Here is a 16,648-nt window from a genome sequence, read left to right as displayed (position 1 = left end):
TAAAAACAGAAGGAGGATGAATGATGAATGAGTATAACAGAACGCAACTGCTGATTAACTACTTGCAGGCGCTCAGCCACTTGAAGCATACGGACTACTTTTGCAATAAGGAAATAAGCGACGTGATGAAGACGATTGAAAAAGAATTAAACCTTAAATAAAACGATGGGGGAATGATGAAGGATGGAGCAATTATTAAAAGAATTAAGAGAACTGGCAACCGACTTGAAGGGTATAAGCGAGAAACTGGACGAAATAAACGGAATCAAAGGGAGCGTGCGCTAATGTCTAAGGAAAAGCGTACATGTCGCCTCTGCAACGAGTCCAAGTCAATCAGCGAATTTGAGCTTGATAAGCGTGTGAAAGGCGGCAGAACAAGTCGATGCTACGTCTGCAAAAGTAAGTCTCGCGACAAAGCCAATTACGCCTATTATAAACTTTGCCAACGCGCCAAAGAAGCCGGAGAAGAGGTCGAGGTCACGCTCGAGGAAGTTAAAGTGCTATTCGATACTTTTTCTGGAACCTGTATTTATTGTAACGCCAAAGAGTCGCCGGACGGCCGTGCTTTCCACTTAGAACACGTAATTCCTCGCCGAGCCGGAGGACGTCACCACATTTCGAATCTTGTCATCGCATGTCCTAGTTGCAACGGGCGAAAACGTGACTTGCCGGTTGTCAGCCATTTCTTCAATGACGATCGATTCAAGGACGAACACTTTGCGACGCTTGCTCATTATCTTGCGTTTCAATCGAAGCAGCCGATTGAGGAATTAGTCTGGCAGATGACGAACCAACATGCGATTCATGAAATGGAAAAGATGCGGAATGAAATAACGTGAAGAACATCTACACCGACCGGCGAGGTGCAATCGAAACCCTGCTGGCCGATAGCAAATACAAATTAATCGCAGAAGTAATCAAAGACGGCCGGCTGATAGCGGGCTTATTTACGTTGGAGGAGGAAAAACGATGAGCGGACTACCGATGTATTCTTTTGAAATTAAACGAAACGGCCGAAAGCCGATTGAGGTTACGGTGGACGAGGACGGACAGAAAAGCGTGTATCTGTTCGGATGCTACTTATCGAATAGCCAGATCGATAAATTACTGCCCCGCATGGTAGCCGACCGTAAGGCAACGAACAACCGAAAGCGAGGTACAAGGTAATGGGCCGTAGAAACGCAGGAGACGTCAGGTTCGGCAACATGACGCAATGGAACCAGCGAAAACTCAAGAAGAAAAAGCAGAACGCGAGAAAATCAGACAGTAGAGATTGGACGGCAGCAGTTTTCGCTAGACTCGAGAAGGATAAGGGGAATGTGAATGACCGATAAGATCTTCAATAAAGACATAACTGACGTGAGCATATCGCTGTTAGACGACACGACTGCAATTGCTTGTGGCGTAGAGCTAATAAAGAACGGAATACCTTACACAATCATGTCGCTCTATCTTGATAAATCGGATTACCCTTCGAAAAGACAGACGTTGCACTACATCTATTCGCTGGTGTTTCAATATGTACCGGAGTCAGACAAGTTGATTTCCTTCACTTCAAATTCGCCGTATTTAGGGCAATACAAAGAGCAGGAACGTAAAGCCGGACTGTATGCAGACGGTAGAAAATTAAGCTTTAGGCGTGTTAAGAACGTGAAGAGACATACGAAATTGCTGCAGTTTGATGCGGCTAAAAGAAAAACATCAATAATCGAAAAATTGAAGGAGGTTTAATATGAAGAAACTAGAAAGCTCGCTAGAACATTTGGATTATATGGAAACTGAGGTCGCGAAAATAGAAAGTAAGCTAGTTGGCGTTGAGAAACAGGAGCAAGTGTATGCTAACTATTTCAGTGTGCTAAAGGATAAAGTACAGAATGAATTGTATATCGCCAGATACGAGCTTGAGAAAACTAAAAACGAAATTAAAGAATCTAAGGAGGAAGTTTAATATGAAAAAATCTATCGAACAAATTCGCGAATTGACTAATAAGGCTCACGAATTAAAGAACGGATCAACCGGCCTTTATCGCAGCTTTCAAGAAGAATTCCGTGCAAAACGTTCGGACATAAGTGCAAACCGCGATTATACGGCGTCCGGCAAAGTAAAGCTCATTGAGGCGCTTCAGAAAAAACAAACAACTAAGTTGCTCCAATTAGCTCGTTCGCAACATTCTCAATACCGGGATCTACTCAAACAAGCTAAGAAAGACGCAGAGGACTTGATTCATAATAAAGCGCCTAAAGTAGACGCGGAAGTGCAGGAACGATTCGATAAGCGCCTTCGTGAGTTCAAGACGGAGCTCATGCTGACTAATCCGCAACGAGGGACGCAGTTATTGAAAGACTTCGTACGCTCGGTTGAGGACCAGGCGTTGGCAGCCCAAGTAAAGGATCAATTCGCCGAAATTATTCAGCCGATTCTTAATGACAGTAGTAAGCCGGAAATTTCGAAGCTGTTTGAAGACGTCAAGAGCCGAGCCCAGAATCCGGAAACTGTTGAGGCGCAAAACCTAGCAGACTTCGCCGATAGTATGGCACGATCTAAATTCTTTGACCAATTAGTCGAGGAAAGGGCGGGTGGTGACTTAGGAGACGCTGCGAAAATGTTCCTTAATAGAAGCGAAGAGTATTTCGAGCTATACAAAGAAGAAGATAAGCCGCAATCAGATTTGAAAACTACGGATGAAATCCTGCTCGAAGAAGAAGCGAAGCTATAAAACTAAATATCTTGCGATGATGGCCGACTTAGACGACCGGTCCGGAGCACTAGTCCTCCTACATTTAGCGTCCTTCGCCTGGGCGCTTATTAAAATTAACGAAGGGAATGGTTTTAATGTTAAATATCGTAAAACTAGAAAACGGAAAAGTTGTAATTAATGGAGACGAACAGTTCGCTAGTCAACTAGAAGGCGCTGATTTAAGCGGGGTAGACGTCAGCGAATATCGAGTAACTGCAGACGATTTGCAGGCCGCGTTTGTAAAAGCGAGTGCTCAGCCGGTCAAGGATGTTGATGCAGGCCAGGTCGACAACGTTAAAAAGTACGGAAAGCTAAAACAACTTTATATCGACGCATTTAGCGCATAAGTAAAACGGGCTGCCCTTCGGGGCGGCTTTTTTATTGAAATTAACCGAAGGGGATGAACGGAATGGCAGAATATTTTACACAAGAAGAAGCGGATAAATTGGCAGTAGCAGTAGGAACGGTACTTGGGGCATATGATCGAGCGTTAGTCGGGGATTTAGCTTTTTCGCCGGAACAATTAGAGCGGATCGGCGAGGCGTTCGAATTAATTTCTACCTTATCGCCGGACGAAATCCTGTATCTATTTACAATGGCAGGTGAATCCGAATGAGCAATGTCGGCGAGATACGTGCAAAATTAACTTTAAATATGGATTCGTGGAGTAGGTCGTCAGCAAAAGCAAAGGGCGATATGAAGGGGCTGAGCACGAGCGCAAAGCAAACGAGCAAAGACCTCGGAACAATAGGACGTGCTTCGGCGGCTGCCGGTGCGGCATTGGCAATTGGAATCGGTAGCGCGACTAAAGTTGCAGCCGATTTTCAGCAAAAATTAAAGGATGTCGAGGCAGTTTCTGGCAGTTCAGCGTCACAAATGGCTGAATTAGCAGAGGTTGCAAAGGAGCTCGGGAAATCAACGAGTTTTTCCAGCACCCAAGTTCTCACTGCCGCGGAAGAGTTAATAAAAGCCGGCCTTACAATGGAGCAGGTTATCGGAGGCGGGCTTAAAGACTCGCTAGACCTGGCAGTTGCGGGAAACCTCGACCTTGCAAAAGCAGCGGAAATCGCCTCGGTGGCGCTTAACTCTTTCAAAGACGACAACCTCTCAGTTGCAGACGCAGCGAACATTCTAGCCGGAGCAGCAAACGCCTCAGCGACAGACGTCTCGGAAATGCAATTCGGATTGTCGCAGGTTTCGGCGGTAGCAGCAGGCGCGGGCTTAGAATTCCGTGACGTTTCGATTGCCTTAGCTGCCTTCGCGCAGAATGGGCTCAAAGGATCGGATGCGGGAACTTCTTTGAAGACGATGCTTCAGAATTTGCAGCCGCGAACGAAGGAGCAAATTTCCTTATTTAAAGAGCTAGGCTTGATGACAGAAGAAGGTGCGAATAACTTCTATGACTTGAACGGCGAAATCAAAAGCATGGATCAAATTGCAGAACTTCTGCAGACGTCGCTGAAAGACATGACGGATCAGCAACGCGCCTTTGCCTTAGAGACAATTTTTGGTTCCGACGCTGTACGTGCCGGAAATATACTATACCGTGAGGGCGCAGAGGGCTTAAATACAATGTGGGATGCGATGTCTAAAGTAACGGCAGCGGACGTGGCTGCAACGAAAATGGACACATTTAACGGCGCTGTGACCGAACTACAATCGAGCTTGGAATCCCTCGGAATTGAAGTGGGCGGAAACTTCCTCGAATTGTTCACGCAAATCGTTCGTGAAAGTACGGATATTGTGCGAGCGTTGGCAGACATTGACGCAACTGTCATGAAAGCAGGCCTTGCGTTTGCCGGAACTTCCGTTTCGATAGCACTCGTCATTTCGGCGGTTGGAAAGCTCGGAATCGCATTACGTGGCCTAGCAATGGGTACTGGACCGATAGGGCTAGCAGTCGTATCCTTAGCCGTTCTCGGCGGTGCGTTGGCAGCAGCTAAGGTCGGACAAAGCGATTTTAACAAAGTGACGCTTGAAGGCGTGGACGAAATGGAGAAGAGTCGTTTAACGCTACAAGGAAATATTGCCGAGTATGACACCCTTAAAGCAAAGTCGAAATTATCCAGCGATGAGTTAGCGCGCTTCGTTGATATAAATTCGGAACTCACTAAAACGGCTAACCCAGAAACTATCAACCGACTTGGAAAAGAACAAGAATACCTTTACGAGAGATCCGGGCTTTCGAACGAGGAGTTGGACCGCCTTGTAAAACTTAATGGCGAAATTATCGAGGCTGTCCCGGAGTCGAATACTGTGCTCAGTGCACAAGGCAATATCCTGCTAGAAAATACAAGTGCTGCGAAAGAATTCAACAATCAGCAGATAGAAATGATTCGCCTGGAACTTGAAGCGAAAAAGACGAAGCTCGAAGCGAATATGAAAGGTTTACTGCAGGACGAAAAAAGAATCGTAAGCGAAATTAACGATGAGAAACGAAAGATGATCGACCTTGATAAACAAGAAGCGGATCAGCTAACTACGATCGGCGGCATTGAAGAAGACTTGAAACAAGCGAAGAAAGATAAGAATGAGGCGGAAGCCCAGCAACTTACGTTTAACTTGAGCGTGGAGAACCTCAAATTACAAAAAATCCGCGATCAGAAGGCAGAAGTCGCTGGTACTGTGCTCGAACGGTCGAAAGAATTGGATAAAATTCAGCAAGAAATCGGCAAACTAGACGCAGTAAAGCAGCGCATGGTTGAAATTGAGCTCAAGCAAAGCGGTATTAACGCAAAACGAGGAACGGAAATGCAAACGCTCGAGAACGAATTAACAAACCTTTACAAGCAAAAGGCGGAAATGGACGGAATTAAAGACGCTGCCTCTCGTAATACGGAAGAATACCGTAATGCCAAAAAGGAAATCGACGCCAAGATTAGTAAACTTGAAGGGGTTCGAAGTAAAATTGCCGAAATCATAGGTAATGCGGACACGTTGAACAGTAAACTAGGCGCAGACATCAGAAAGCGAGTATTCATCGAGGAAATTGGAGGTGCTAGGTCGTACGGTAACAATAGCGAACAAGCTAAACAACGAGCAAAAGAGTCGCTGGAAATTATGTTGATGCTCAAAGGAGGAGATTTCGAATGACCTTAGTATTAGGCACGAATATCGGAAGCATGTTCGCGATCATGACGTCAGATACGGCAAGGTGTCGCGCATTTAGGATGTTTAATCACGAAACAGGTGAATGGGAAAAGCTCGGTGAGCCTACCCCGTTGCCAGGCGTCAGGGATATTAAATCGTATAAGCTAAGCGAAAAGGTGTTGGTCGGGACTGCTGGAGATTCTGATTTATCTGATAGGATCGTCTCGGAATTGATGTTTTACGTAAATGTCGGCTATGACCTTGCGGAATGCAAAGATGCCCTTGCGAAGCTGATTGCAGATACCCGCATTCGTGAAAGAGAAACGAGTGAAACCGGCACTAGCCTCCTCGATTCGCAGGATTCCGTGGCAGTATTTTTAAACGGCTTCTATCATGGCGGAGAAACAGGATTCGTTATCTTCACGGCAGGTAAAGGCGAAGAGGTAAACGAGTTCAAAAATGAGCCGGGCCACTATCAACATCACATGCTAACGCCTGGAAGCGGTTATTTTGAAGACGTAGGCCAATCGCTGCTCGATTTACCGGAGCTCTACGATGAGTCGCGGTATGAAGGATTAACAGCGCAGGAGGAATACAATCTTACCTACGAAACAATCCGCAAACAAATGTGGATGACTCACGGGATCGCTTCTTTCAGTAATCCCGGCGAAGTGTCGACCGACTTTGTTTATCACATTCTGATTAACGACGGCGGAGAAATAAAGCATATTACCGAAGAAGCTGAATCTGCACCAGTACACGATATAATACTTGCGAAACATGCAGAACAAAAAGCGACTAAAGAGTAATTAAAGCTAGCCCTTCGGTTAATCGCCGTTGGGCCTTTTCTTTTTATACTCCTCTTTCGAAAATATGTACGCAGAGAATGCCGCAGTTACCGGGCAGGCATCGTACTGCTTAACCTCGAGATTACTCTCCGCCTCATATCCCCCGTTCTTTAATTCCCGTACGGTGACGGCAACGTCAGGATCGTGAATATCTTGCGCCGGCACCATTAAAATCGCAAACCTTTCCATTTTATCAACTCCTTCCATTACCTATTCGCCTTATTTCCGATTATTTCCTGCTTGAGAAACGCCCTACAACGCAATTAACTTTACGATTCCGTATAACTACCTTACTAATCGCAAAATAAACGTATTGACCGAGCGTATATAATAATGATAGAATTAGTTCAAACGGTCAGTTGTTCGTTTCAATGACCGTATCAGCTTGCGTATTAACAAGCGCTTAATATAACGTCTCTTATGACCGGTCGGGAGTTCGAATCTCTCCTGGGACGCCATTACCATTACATACATATCTTGATATAACAGGATTTTTGACAGATAAGGGATACTGACACAGATTGGAACACTGTGGGAGTATCCCTTTTTTATCCCAGACACGTTACACTGCCTTCAGGTTCTTTCTGGCATGGTAATGAATCCTGGATCGTTTGAATGAGAAAAATAGCTTGATAACTTATCATGTCTGAGTTATCCTGTTATTTAGGAAATGTCCCAGTAGCTCAGCAGGATAGAGCAACAGTTTCCTAAACTGTAGGTCGGGAGTTCGAATCTCTTCTGGGACGCCATAAACCTTACATAGATCAAGTCTGCCAAACGGCAGGCTTTTTTTCATTTTCAGGTCCGTTTCAGGAGCGGGCGGCTTTCGCTTACCTTTGTTTTCTCCAACCTCACATGCTACACTATTACCATCTTTAATACATATAGGCAGGTACAAACTATGACAAAGAATAACAATGAGGAAAAAGGAAAGATTCTGCAATTTCCCGGATTGAAGGAAAGACTCCTCGAAAAAGGGGTTCAAGCCCTCGAAAATGGTGAAATACAGGAATCGGCCCACCTATTGACCCAGGCGTATGAAATGGACCCGGAGAATCCGGACATCAATACGGCATTGATTCTGGCTCTTTATGAAAATAAGCAATATGATGAAGCGAAAGTGATTTGCAGAGAAATGCTGCTTGAAGGAATCGGGGAGTATTTCGAGGTGGTCGACATGTATCTGATGATCCTCATTCAGCTCCATCAGCATCAGGATGTCGTGGACACACTTCATGCACTATTCGATGAAAAAGAAGTGCCCCTTGATAAGGAAGAACATTTCAAGAAGCTGCTTCATTTCAGTGAGAGGATATTGGAAGGGAAGGAGCCGGATACTCAAACACGGCAAGACCCCGATGAAGTGCAGGAGACTTCCATCCTTAAAGATAAGAGTCTTGAAGAACAGACCATGATCACAGCCCGGCTGGTTCATCAAAATATCAGGCCGTACCTGGCAGAACTGAGAGCGTATTTGAATAACGGGGAGTCGCATCCTTTTCTGCAGTCAATGATCTTGAACGTTTTACGGGAACATGGTTATGATAAGGAAATTCTGATTAACAAGCTGAATAAAGAAGCAACGGTGACGCCTTCCGAGCTTCAGGAAGTATTTGAAACAGACAAGTACATCTCAGCAGCTGATGAACTCGAAGAACTGCTGTCTCAGCGCAACCCTTCACTATTTCAGCATGCACTTGAATTAGTGAAGAGACATACATTCCTTATGTATCCTTTTGATCTGCAGGCTGACCCGGTGAATACGGCTGTTGTGTATGCAAGCTACACGGCTGAGATGTTTGCCGATACCATACTGGGGGAAGAACTCAATGAGAAACTGGAAGCATGCGGGGAGTGCGGAAACCTGATGGAGCAGCTGCATGAATTGGAGAGAATTTCTTCACCGATAATTTAAATGCTCTCTGTTGAAAGAATATGGCTGTATGTTATAATGTAATGGTTGCAATAGAATAGATTTTTATATATTTACGATGATAGTGCTAGATTCATACTCGGGACTATCTACTACTATGCGTAAAAAAATCAGAATCAAATATAGATTGTTGGAGGGAACAGAATGTCTGCAAAATGGGAAAAGCAAGAAGGAAATCAAGGAGTACTTACAATTGAAGTGGAATCTGCAAAAGTAAACGAAGGTTTAGACGCAGCTTTCAAAAAAGTTGTAAAGCAGGTGAATGTACCAGGATTCCGTAAAGGGAAAATGCCCCGCGGTATGTTCGAAAAACGTTTCGGTGTAGAATCACTCTATCAGGATGCTTTAGACTTCATCCTGCCTGAAGCGTATGCGAAAGCAATCGAAGAAACGGGAATCGATCCAATCGACCGTCCGGAAATCGATGTTGAGCAAATGGAAAAAGGGAAAGACCTTATCTTCACTGCTAAAGTACAAGTGAAGCCTGAAGTGAAGCTTGGAGACTACAAAGGTCTTGAAGTAGAAAAAATGGAAACGGAAGTAACAGCCGAAGATGTTGAAGCTGAACTTACTTCTCTTCAAGAAAAGCAAGCTGAGCTTGTTGTAAAAGAAGAAGGAAAAGCTGAAGAAGGCGATACAGTAACAATGGATTTCGAAGGATTCGTTGATGGTGAAGCGTTCGAAGGCGGTCAAGCTGAAAACTATTCACTTGAACTTGGTTCTGGTCAATTCATTCCAGGATTCGAAGAGCAATTGGTTGGTGCCGCGACTGGAGATGAGAAAGAAGTTGAAGTGAACTTCCCGGAAGAGTACCATGCAGCTGAACTTGCTGGAAAACCAGCAACATTCAAAGTGAAAGTCCACGAAATCAAAACAAAAGAACTGCCTGCACTTGACGATGAATTCGCGAAAGATGCAGATGAAGAAGTAGAAACATTGGCAGAACTTAAAGAAAAGATCGAGAAGCGTCTTCAAGAAGCCAAAAAGAACGAAGCTGAAACAACCGTTCGTGAAACACTTGTAGAAAAAGCTTCAGAAAATGCAGAAGTTGAAATTCCTGAAGTAATGGTAAACAGTGAAGTTGACCGCATGATGCAGGAATTCGAACAGCGTCTTCAAATGCAAGGTATGAACCTTGAGCTTTACTTCCAATTCTCTGGTCAATCAGAAGAAGATCTGAAAGGTCAAATGAAAGAAGATGCCGGCAAGCGCGTACGTACAAACCTTACACTGGAAGCAATCGCTGCAGCTGAAAATCTTGAAGTGTCGGATGAAGAAGCAGAAGAAGAAGTAAACAAAATGGCAGAACAGTATAACATGTCTGCTGACAACATCAAACAGGCTCTTGGCGGACTTGATACACTTAAAGCGGACCTAAAAGTTCGTAAAGCGTTAGAATTTCTTGTTGATAACAGCAAAGAAGCATAATAATAAATAGGAACAAGGCGCGCCTCGCGCCTTGTTTTGTACAATAAAAGAGTCAGGCATCAGAATATGAAGAATAATAACCTGCAAATTTGGATAAACCTTAATAAGCAGGGATGAATTTGAGGAATGTACTTGCGGTCTTCTTCCATAAGAATACATAAAACATTTAAGTAAAATATTTGCTAAAATGTCCGATACATAATAAGATGATTCTTAAGAATCGTATAATTTTTACACGAACATATACTATGCTAAAATGCAATACATAACTTAGTGGTGAGAAGATAGCAAGTCCTCGGTCTTTCATAATCATTCTATGATTGATTTCAAACAGTAATAATGAAGGGGTGAAACACATTGTTTAAATTCAATGACGAAAAAGGACAGCTGAAATGTTCTTTTTGCGGTAAGACGCAAGATCAAGTGCGTAAATTAGTAGCAGGACCTGGTGTTTATATATGTGATGAATGCATAGAACTTTGCACGGAAATCGTAGAAGAAGAGCTGGGTACCGAAGAGGAAGTGGAATTCAAGGATGTTCCGAAACCAAAGGAAATCCGTGAAATCCTGGATGAATATGTAATCGGACAGGATCAGGCGAAAAAATCCCTTGCTGTAGCTGTTTATAATCACTATAAACGCATCAATTCAAGCAGTAAAGTGGATGATGTAGAACTGTCAAAAAGTAACATTGCGATGATCGGACCTACAGGAAGCGGTAAAACCTTACTTGCTCAGACACTTGCACGCATTCTGAATGTACCATTCGCGATTGCGGATGCTACATCACTTACAGAAGCAGGTTATGTTGGGGAAGATGTTGAAAATATTCTGTTGAAACTGATCCAGGCAGCGGACTATGATGTGGAAAAAGCTGAAAAAGGCATCATCTACATCGACGAAATTGATAAAGTGGCAAGAAAATCAGAAAATCCATCCATCACAAGGGACGTATCCGGTGAAGGTGTGCAGCAGGCATTGCTGAAAATCCTTGAAGGAACGGTAGCAAGCGTACCTCCACAAGGCGGTCGTAAGCATCCTCATCAGGAGTTCATCCAGATCGATACGTCGAATGTTCTATTCATCTGTGGTGGTGCATTTGATGGAATCGAGCAAATCATCAAGCGCCGTCTTGGCCAAAAGGTCATCGGTTTTGGTTCCGATCCTAAAAATGCCGAAGTAAAAGAAGAGAAGTCACTTCTCTCAAAAGTAGTGCCTGAAGATTTATTGAAATTCGGTCTGATCCCTGAATTCATTGGGCGTCTTCCAGTAATTTCAAGTCTTGAGCCACTTGATGAAGAAGCACTTGTGGAAATTCTGACAAAACCTAAAAATGCTTTAGTAAAGCAATATCAAAAAATGCTCGAGCTGGATGATGTGGAGTTGGAATTCACAGACGATGCACTGCTTGAAATTTCGAAAAAAGCAATCGAGCGTAAAACCGGAGCACGTGGTCTTCGTTCAATCATTGAAACAATGATGCTCGATGTGATGTTCGATCTTCCTTCCCGTGATGATATCAAGAAATGTATCATCACGAAAGAAACGATCATCGAAGATGCAGCACCACAGCTCATCCTTGAAGATGGTACAGTAATCGATCCAAACGAAGAAAAAACATCTGCTTAATAGCTATAAAAGCCCGGAATGAAAATATGATTCCGGGCTTTTTATTATGTTCAGCGTTGTGGTTATGCCTGAAAAACTTCTCTATCCCCGGTAATCAATGGTCTCAAACAGGGCGGTCTCCATTTGAGCATGCACTGAATATTTTTTTGTTTATTCCCACTTCCTCAAGGAGATACTAACCCGTAACAACTTGTATCTACTTGGAGGGAGACGAATGAGCTTTACTAGCATCGCTTTGTTCATACAATTATTCTTCGGGATCATCATCGGCTTGTATTTCTGGAACCTGCTGAAAAATCAACGGAATCAAAAAGTGACAATCGACCGTGAATCAAAAAAGGAAATGGAAGAACTCAGAAAAATGAGATCAATTGCCCTGACTGAGCCGCTTGCGGAAAAAGTAAGACCGTCAAGTTTCGATGATATTATCGGTCAGGAAGATGGAATCAAAGCTTTAAAGGCAGCGTTATGCAGCCCAAATCCTCAACATGTCATCATTTACGGGCCTCCCGGGGTAGGAAAAACGGCAGCTGCAAGGCTTGTATTGGAAGAAGCGAAGAAGAATTTCAAATCCCCCTTTAAATCCAGTGCCGTTTTTGTGGAACTGGATGCTACCACCGCCCGTTTTGATGAAAGAGGGATTGCCGATCCCTTAATCGGTTCTGTTCATGACCCAATCTATCAGGGAGCCGGAGCGATGGGACAGGCAGGAATCCCGCAGCCGAAGCAGGGAGCGGTCACAAATGCCCATGGAGGCGTGTTGTTCATTGATGAGATAGGCGAATTGCATCCTATTCAGATGAATAAACTATTAAAAGTGCTGGAGGATCGGAAAGTTTTCCTGGAAAGTGCTTATTATAACGAAGAAAACCATCAAATCCCCACACACATACATGATATATTCAAAAACGGACTTCCAGCTGATTTCAGATTGATCGGAGCCACTACCCGCACGCCAAATGAAATTCCCCCTGCCATCCGCTCACGTTGTATGGAGGTATTCTTCCGTGAGCTTGAGCAGGATGAAGTAAAGAAAGTGGCTGCGCGTGCTGCTAATAAGATCAATATGAAAATCAGTGATGAAGGTCTTGATACACTTGCTTCCTACTCCCGTAACGGACGTGAGGCAGTGAATATGGTCCAGATCGCCGCTGGTGTTGCGATCAATGAGAATAGAATTGAAATCTTTGATCATGAACTGGAATGGATCATTCAATCCAGTCAATTAACACCGAGATATCAGAAGAAAATAAACGAAGAAGCTTCCATCGGTGTGGTCAACGGCCTGGCGGTGACTGGCCCGAATACGGGAACGCTGCTTGAAATCGAAGTGACTGTGATTCCTGCACCTGACAAAGGGCAGATCAATGTGACCGGAATCGTGGAAGAAGAAAGCATCGGTGACCGCAGTAAATCTATCCGCAGGAAAAGCATGGCCAAGGGATCGATTGAAAACGTCATCACGGTACTCCGTTCAATGGGAGTTCCTGCCGACCAGTATGACATACACGTGAATTTTCCCGGTGGTATCCCGGTAGATGGCCCTTCAGCCGGCATCGCCATGGCACTTGGTATTTACTCTGCCATTTACCGTATACCGATCAAACATAATCTGGCATTGACCGGTGAAATCAGTATCCATGGATTTGTTAAACCTGTCGGCGGAGTTTATCCGAAAGTAAAAGGAGCCAGACTGGCTGGAGCGGAGATCGCAATCATCCCGTTTGAAAATCAGCAATCGATGATGAATGGAATCGAAGGGATTGAAGTGATTCCGGTCAAACATCTGAAAGAAGTCCTGGATCTTGCTTTGATAAAAGACCAATTAAGCACAAGTGAATCTGCCCTGTTAAATGAATCAAATAAGAAAAGCGTATAGACTATGGCCGATTCGGGTCTATCCGAATCGGTTTGTTATTGAGAGCATTCATATGACCCGTCCTGTACCTATTTAATAGACACTACCTAGTAAATAAGTTAGAATTGTACAAAGGCTAAGAGCCTAATTTTGGAGGTGTTAGATTTGTCAAAACAAAATAAAATAACGGTTCCCCTCCTTCCATTAAGAGGCTTACTCGTTTATCCGACAATGGTCTTGCATTTAGATGTTGGCCGTGAGCGCTCCGTACAGGCTTTGGAAAAAGCCATGATGGATAACCACCTTATTTTCCTGACTACACAAAAAGATATGAATATAGATGAGCCTGAACAAGAAGATTTTTATGAAATGGGTACTCTGACCAAGGTAAAACAGATGCTTAAATTGCCTAACGGGACGATCAGAGTTCTGGTGGAAGGATTGAACCGTGCATCGATCACTGCTTTCACTGCAGAAGAGGAATACTATGAGGTAGAAGTAAAAGAGCTGCATGACTCCCCTGAGAAGGAATCAGAAACAGATGCATTGATGAGAACACTCTTGAATTATTTTGAGCAATACATAAAGTTATCCAAGAAAGTATCAGCGGAAACATATTCAACCGTCTCCGATATAGATGAACCCGGGCGGCTTGCCGATATCGTCGCATCCCATCTTCCTTTAAAGATGAAGGAAAAGCAATCAGTTCTGGAAACGCTTGATATCAAGAAGCGGCTGCAGATGGTGATCGAAACCATTAACAATGAAAAAGAAGTATTGAGCCTGGAAAAGAAGATAGGGCAACGGGTAAAGCGTTCGATGGAAAGGACTCAAAAAGAATACTATCTTCGGGAACAAATGAAAGCGATCCAAAAAGAACTTGGTGATAAAGAAGGGAAAGCCGGTGAAATCGATGACTTAACGTCGAAGATCGAAAAAGCCGATATGCCGGAGGACGTGGAAAAGGCCGCCCTTAAAGAACTGGCCCGCTATGAAAAAGTACCGTCAAGCTCCGCTGAAAGCTCTGTTATCAGAAACTACATCGAATGGCTGGTTTCACTTCCATGGTCAACAGAGACGAAAGACCAGCTTGACATCAAGCGGTCAGAAGCCATCCTGAACCGCGATCATTATGGTCTGGAAAAAGTAAAAGAAAGAGTACTTGAATATTTGGCCGTGCAGCAATTGACGAAATCGCTGAAAGGGCCGATCCTTTGCCTAGCCGGACCTCCGGGAGTCGGTAAAACGAGTCTCGCTCGCTCAGTAGCAGAGTCACTCGGCAGAAACTTCGTGCGGGTCTCACTTGGGGGAGTCAGGGACGAGTCTGAAATCAGAGGCCACAGACGTACTTACGTCGGAGCAATGCCCGGAAGGATCATTCAGGGGATGAAGAAGGCAGGAACAGTCAATCCTGTCTTCCTATTGGATGAAATTGATAAGATGTCCAGTGATTTCAGGGGAGACCCGTCATCGGCGATGCTCGAGGTCCTCGATCCGGAGCAGAACTCCAACTTCAGTGACCATTATATCGAAGAGACATATGATCTATCCAAGGTCATGTTCCTTGCAACGGCAAATGATTTGTCCACGATCCCGGGTCCATTAAGGGACCGTATGGAAATCATCACGATAGCAGGATATACCGAGCTTGAAAAAATGAATATCGCAAAGCATCACTTGTTGACGAAGCAAATCAAAGATCACGGACTGACAAAAAATCAGCTGCAGGTAAGGGATGAGGCAATCGTCGATATCGTCCGTTACTATACGCGTGAAGCAGGTGTCAGAAGTCTGGAGCGTCAACTCGCTTCCTTATGCAGAAAAACGGCGAAGATCATTGTATCAGGTGAGAAGAAACGCGTCGTGATCACCAGCAGCAATATCGAAGACTTCTTAGGGAAGAAGAAATTCAGATATGGTCAAGCGGAAGTCGAAAATCAAATCGGGGTTTCGACCGGTCTTGCATATACATCCGTCGGTGGGGATACACTTCAAATCGAAGTTTCCCTGGCTCCCGGTAAAGGAAAGCTTGTGCTGACCGGTAAGCTTGGAGATGTCATGAAAGAGTCTGCCCAGACAGCATTCAGTTATGTTCGTTCCAAAGCGAAAGACCTGGGGATCGATGAGCAATTCCATGAAAAGTGGGATATTCACATCCACGTACCTGAAGGAGCGGTGCCGAAAGACGGCCCTTCAGCAGGGATCACGATCACCACTGCCCTCGTTTCAGCCCTTACCGGCAAGTTTGTAAACAGGGAAGTGGGAATGACAGGGGAAATTACACTCCGCGGAAGAGTCCTTCCGATCGGAGGATTGAAAGAAAAATCATTAAGCGCTCATCGTGCTGGAATCAAAACGATTATCCTTCCGAAGGATAATGAAAAGGACATTGATGATATTCCTGAAAGTGTACGGGAAGATCTTACTTTCATTCTTGTATCCCACATCGATGAGGTTTTAGAGAAAGCATTAGTAGGTGAAGAGAAGTGAAAGTAAATCAAGTTGAATTAGTGATCAGTGCCGTCAGGCCGGAACAGTATCCAGAAGGAGACCTGCCTGAATTTGCACTCGCCGGCCGTTCGAACGTGGGGAAATCATCGTTCATCAATAAAATGATCGGCCGCAACAGCATGGCCAGGATTTCATCCAAACCGGGTAAAACACAGACGCTTAACTTTTATAAAATAGAAGAAACACTTTATTATGTGGATGTACCAGGATACGGGTACGCAAAGGTATCCAAGAAAGAACGCGAGGCATGGGGGAAAATGATCGAAACGTATATTACCTCCCGTGAACAGCTGAAAGCCGTCATTCTGATCGTCGACCTCCGCCACCCGCCGACAAACGATGATGCAGTCATGTATGAATTTCTTAAGCATTATGACATCCCATGCATTGTGATTGCCACAAAAGCCGATAAAATACCGAAAGGCAAATGGCAGAAGCATCTGAAGGTAACAAAAGAAACCCTTGCAATGGATCAAGAGGATGAATTAGTATTGTTCTCTTCTGAAACTGGCCTTGGTAAAGACAAAGCATGGTCCGCCATTAAATCTTTTTATAAGTAATCAAGGAAATAAAAGAATGCCTTGCGTGAAAATCTCCATAAGCGGTATATAAA

General features: G+C 44.2%; 19 protein-coding genes and 1 tRNA gene. 19 read left to right on the top strand and 1 reads right to left on the bottom strand.

All coding sequences use genetic code 11. The features are described 5' to 3' along the window. Positions 1 to 20 precede the first annotated feature (20 nt). The 12 genes from V6B33_RS11235 to V6B33_RS11180 all read left to right on the top strand — a co-directional run bounded on the left by V6B33_RS11235 (position 21) and on the right by V6B33_RS11180 (position 6,637). Positions 21 to 161 carry a hypothetical protein gene (locus tag V6B33_RS11235; RefSeq protein WP_334217846.1) on the top strand — a complete coding sequence of 47 codons (141 nt, stop codon included), beginning with the start codon at positions 21 to 23 and terminating at the stop codon, positions 159 to 161. Positions 162 to 497: 336 nt separating this feature from the next. Further along, positions 498 to 839 (top strand): HNH endonuclease, encoded by a 342-nt coding sequence (locus V6B33_RS11230; RefSeq protein ID WP_334217845.1) that lies wholly within the window; start codon positions 498 to 500, stop codon positions 837 to 839. Then, positions 836 to 973: a hypothetical protein gene (locus V6B33_RS11225; protein WP_334217844.1), complete on the top strand. Its 138-nt coding sequence runs from the start codon at positions 836 to 838 to the stop codon at positions 971 to 973. The genes V6B33_RS11230 and V6B33_RS11225 overlap by 4 nt, the downstream gene beginning before the upstream one ends. Continuing rightward, positions 970 to 1,167 (top strand): hypothetical protein, encoded by a 198-nt coding sequence (locus tag V6B33_RS11220; RefSeq protein WP_334217843.1) that lies wholly within the window; start codon positions 970 to 972, stop codon positions 1,165 to 1,167. The genes V6B33_RS11225 and V6B33_RS11220 overlap by 4 nt, the downstream gene beginning before the upstream one ends. Continuing rightward, positions 1,167 to 1,334 carry a hypothetical protein gene (locus tag V6B33_RS11215; protein ID WP_334217842.1) on the top strand — a complete coding sequence of 56 codons (168 nt, stop codon included), beginning with the start codon at positions 1,167 to 1,169 and terminating at the stop codon, positions 1,332 to 1,334. Before V6B33_RS11220 ends, V6B33_RS11215 begins: the two co-directional genes overlap by 1 nt. After that, a complete protein-coding gene (locus V6B33_RS11210) occupies positions 1,324 to 1,731 on the top strand; it encodes a hypothetical protein (protein WP_334217841.1) in 408 nt (135 codons plus the stop codon). The genes V6B33_RS11215 and V6B33_RS11210 overlap by 11 nt, the downstream gene beginning before the upstream one ends. 1 nt (position 1,732) lies before the next feature. Then, positions 1,733 to 1,948 (top strand): hypothetical protein, encoded by a 216-nt coding sequence (locus tag V6B33_RS11205; protein ID WP_334217840.1) that lies wholly within the window; start codon positions 1,733 to 1,735, stop codon positions 1,946 to 1,948. Position 1,949: 1 nt separating this feature from the next. Continuing rightward, positions 1,950 to 2,717: a hypothetical protein gene (locus V6B33_RS11200; RefSeq protein WP_334217839.1), complete on the top strand. Its 768-nt coding sequence runs from the start codon at positions 1,950 to 1,952 to the stop codon at positions 2,715 to 2,717. A gap of 116 nt (positions 2,718 to 2,833) precedes the next feature. Then, positions 2,834 to 3,085 carry a hypothetical protein gene (locus V6B33_RS11195; RefSeq protein WP_334217838.1) on the top strand — a complete coding sequence of 84 codons (252 nt, stop codon included), beginning with the start codon at positions 2,834 to 2,836 and terminating at the stop codon, positions 3,083 to 3,085. Between the two features lie 62 nt (positions 3,086 to 3,147). Continuing rightward, positions 3,148 to 3,354 carry a hypothetical protein gene (locus tag V6B33_RS11190; protein WP_334217837.1) on the top strand — a complete coding sequence of 69 codons (207 nt, stop codon included), beginning with the start codon at positions 3,148 to 3,150 and terminating at the stop codon, positions 3,352 to 3,354. Continuing rightward, positions 3,351 to 5,831, top strand: coding sequence for a phage tail tape measure protein (locus V6B33_RS11185; protein WP_334217836.1), 2,481 nt, complete (start codon positions 3,351 to 3,353; stop codon positions 5,829 to 5,831). The genes V6B33_RS11190 and V6B33_RS11185 overlap by 4 nt, the downstream gene beginning before the upstream one ends. After that, entirely contained in the window at positions 5,828 to 6,637 is an 810-nt protein-coding gene (locus tag V6B33_RS11180; RefSeq protein WP_334217835.1) for a hypothetical protein, read from the top strand. The genes V6B33_RS11185 and V6B33_RS11180 overlap by 4 nt, the downstream gene beginning before the upstream one ends. An 18-nt stretch (positions 6,638 to 6,655) precedes the next feature. On the opposite strand, the gene V6B33_RS11175 is transcribed toward V6B33_RS11180, so the two are convergent. Further along, positions 6,656 to 6,883 (bottom strand): hypothetical protein, encoded by a 228-nt coding sequence (locus V6B33_RS11175; RefSeq protein WP_334217834.1) that lies wholly within the window; start codon positions 6,881 to 6,883, stop codon positions 6,656 to 6,658. Positions 6,884 to 7,348: 465 nt separating this feature from the next. Between V6B33_RS11175 and V6B33_RS11170 the strand changes: the two genes are divergently transcribed. The 7 genes from V6B33_RS11170 (at position 7,349) to yihA (ending at position 16,595) form a co-directional block, all read left to right on the top strand. After that, positions 7,349 to 7,425 (top strand) — tRNA-Arg (locus V6B33_RS11170). A 152-nt stretch (positions 7,426 to 7,577) separates the two neighbouring features. After that, positions 7,578 to 8,591, top strand: a complete 1,014-nt coding sequence (locus tag V6B33_RS11165; RefSeq protein WP_334217833.1) for a tetratricopeptide repeat protein — start codon at positions 7,578 to 7,580, stop codon at positions 8,589 to 8,591. A 162-nt stretch (positions 8,592 to 8,753) separates the two neighbouring features. After that, on the top strand, positions 8,754 to 10,037 hold the full coding sequence (gene tig, locus V6B33_RS11160) for a trigger factor (RefSeq protein WP_334217832.1): 1,284 nt from the start codon (positions 8,754 to 8,756) through the stop codon (positions 10,035 to 10,037). A 357-nt stretch (positions 10,038 to 10,394) separates the two neighbouring features. After that, entirely contained in the window at positions 10,395 to 11,666 is a 1,272-nt protein-coding gene (clpX, locus tag V6B33_RS11155) for an ATP-dependent protease ATP-binding subunit ClpX (RefSeq protein ID WP_334217831.1), read from the top strand. 214 nt (positions 11,667 to 11,880) lie between these two features. Then, the gene (lonB, locus tag V6B33_RS11150) at positions 11,881 to 13,545 is read left to right on the top strand and encodes an ATP-dependent protease LonB (RefSeq protein ID WP_334217830.1); all 1,665 of its coding nucleotides are present in this window, start codon (positions 11,881 to 11,883) and stop codon (positions 13,543 to 13,545) included. A 144-nt stretch (positions 13,546 to 13,689) separates the two neighbouring features. Continuing rightward, a complete protein-coding gene (gene lon, locus V6B33_RS11145) occupies positions 13,690 to 16,014 on the top strand; it encodes an endopeptidase La (protein WP_334217829.1) in 2,325 nt (774 codons plus the stop codon). Next, positions 16,011 to 16,595 (top strand): ribosome biogenesis GTP-binding protein YihA/YsxC, encoded by a 585-nt coding sequence (gene yihA, locus V6B33_RS11140; protein WP_334217828.1) that lies wholly within the window; start codon positions 16,011 to 16,013, stop codon positions 16,593 to 16,595. Before lon ends, yihA begins: the two co-directional genes overlap by 4 nt. Positions 16,596 to 16,648 lie beyond the last annotated feature (53 nt).

This window comes from Mangrovibacillus sp. Mu-81, assembly GCF_036867415.1.
Taxonomy (GTDB): Bacteria; Bacillota; Bacilli; order Bacillales; family Bacillaceae_B; genus Rossellomorea.
Note: the sequence above shows the minus strand (reverse complement) of the source record. Positions and strands in the feature narration are given on the sequence as shown.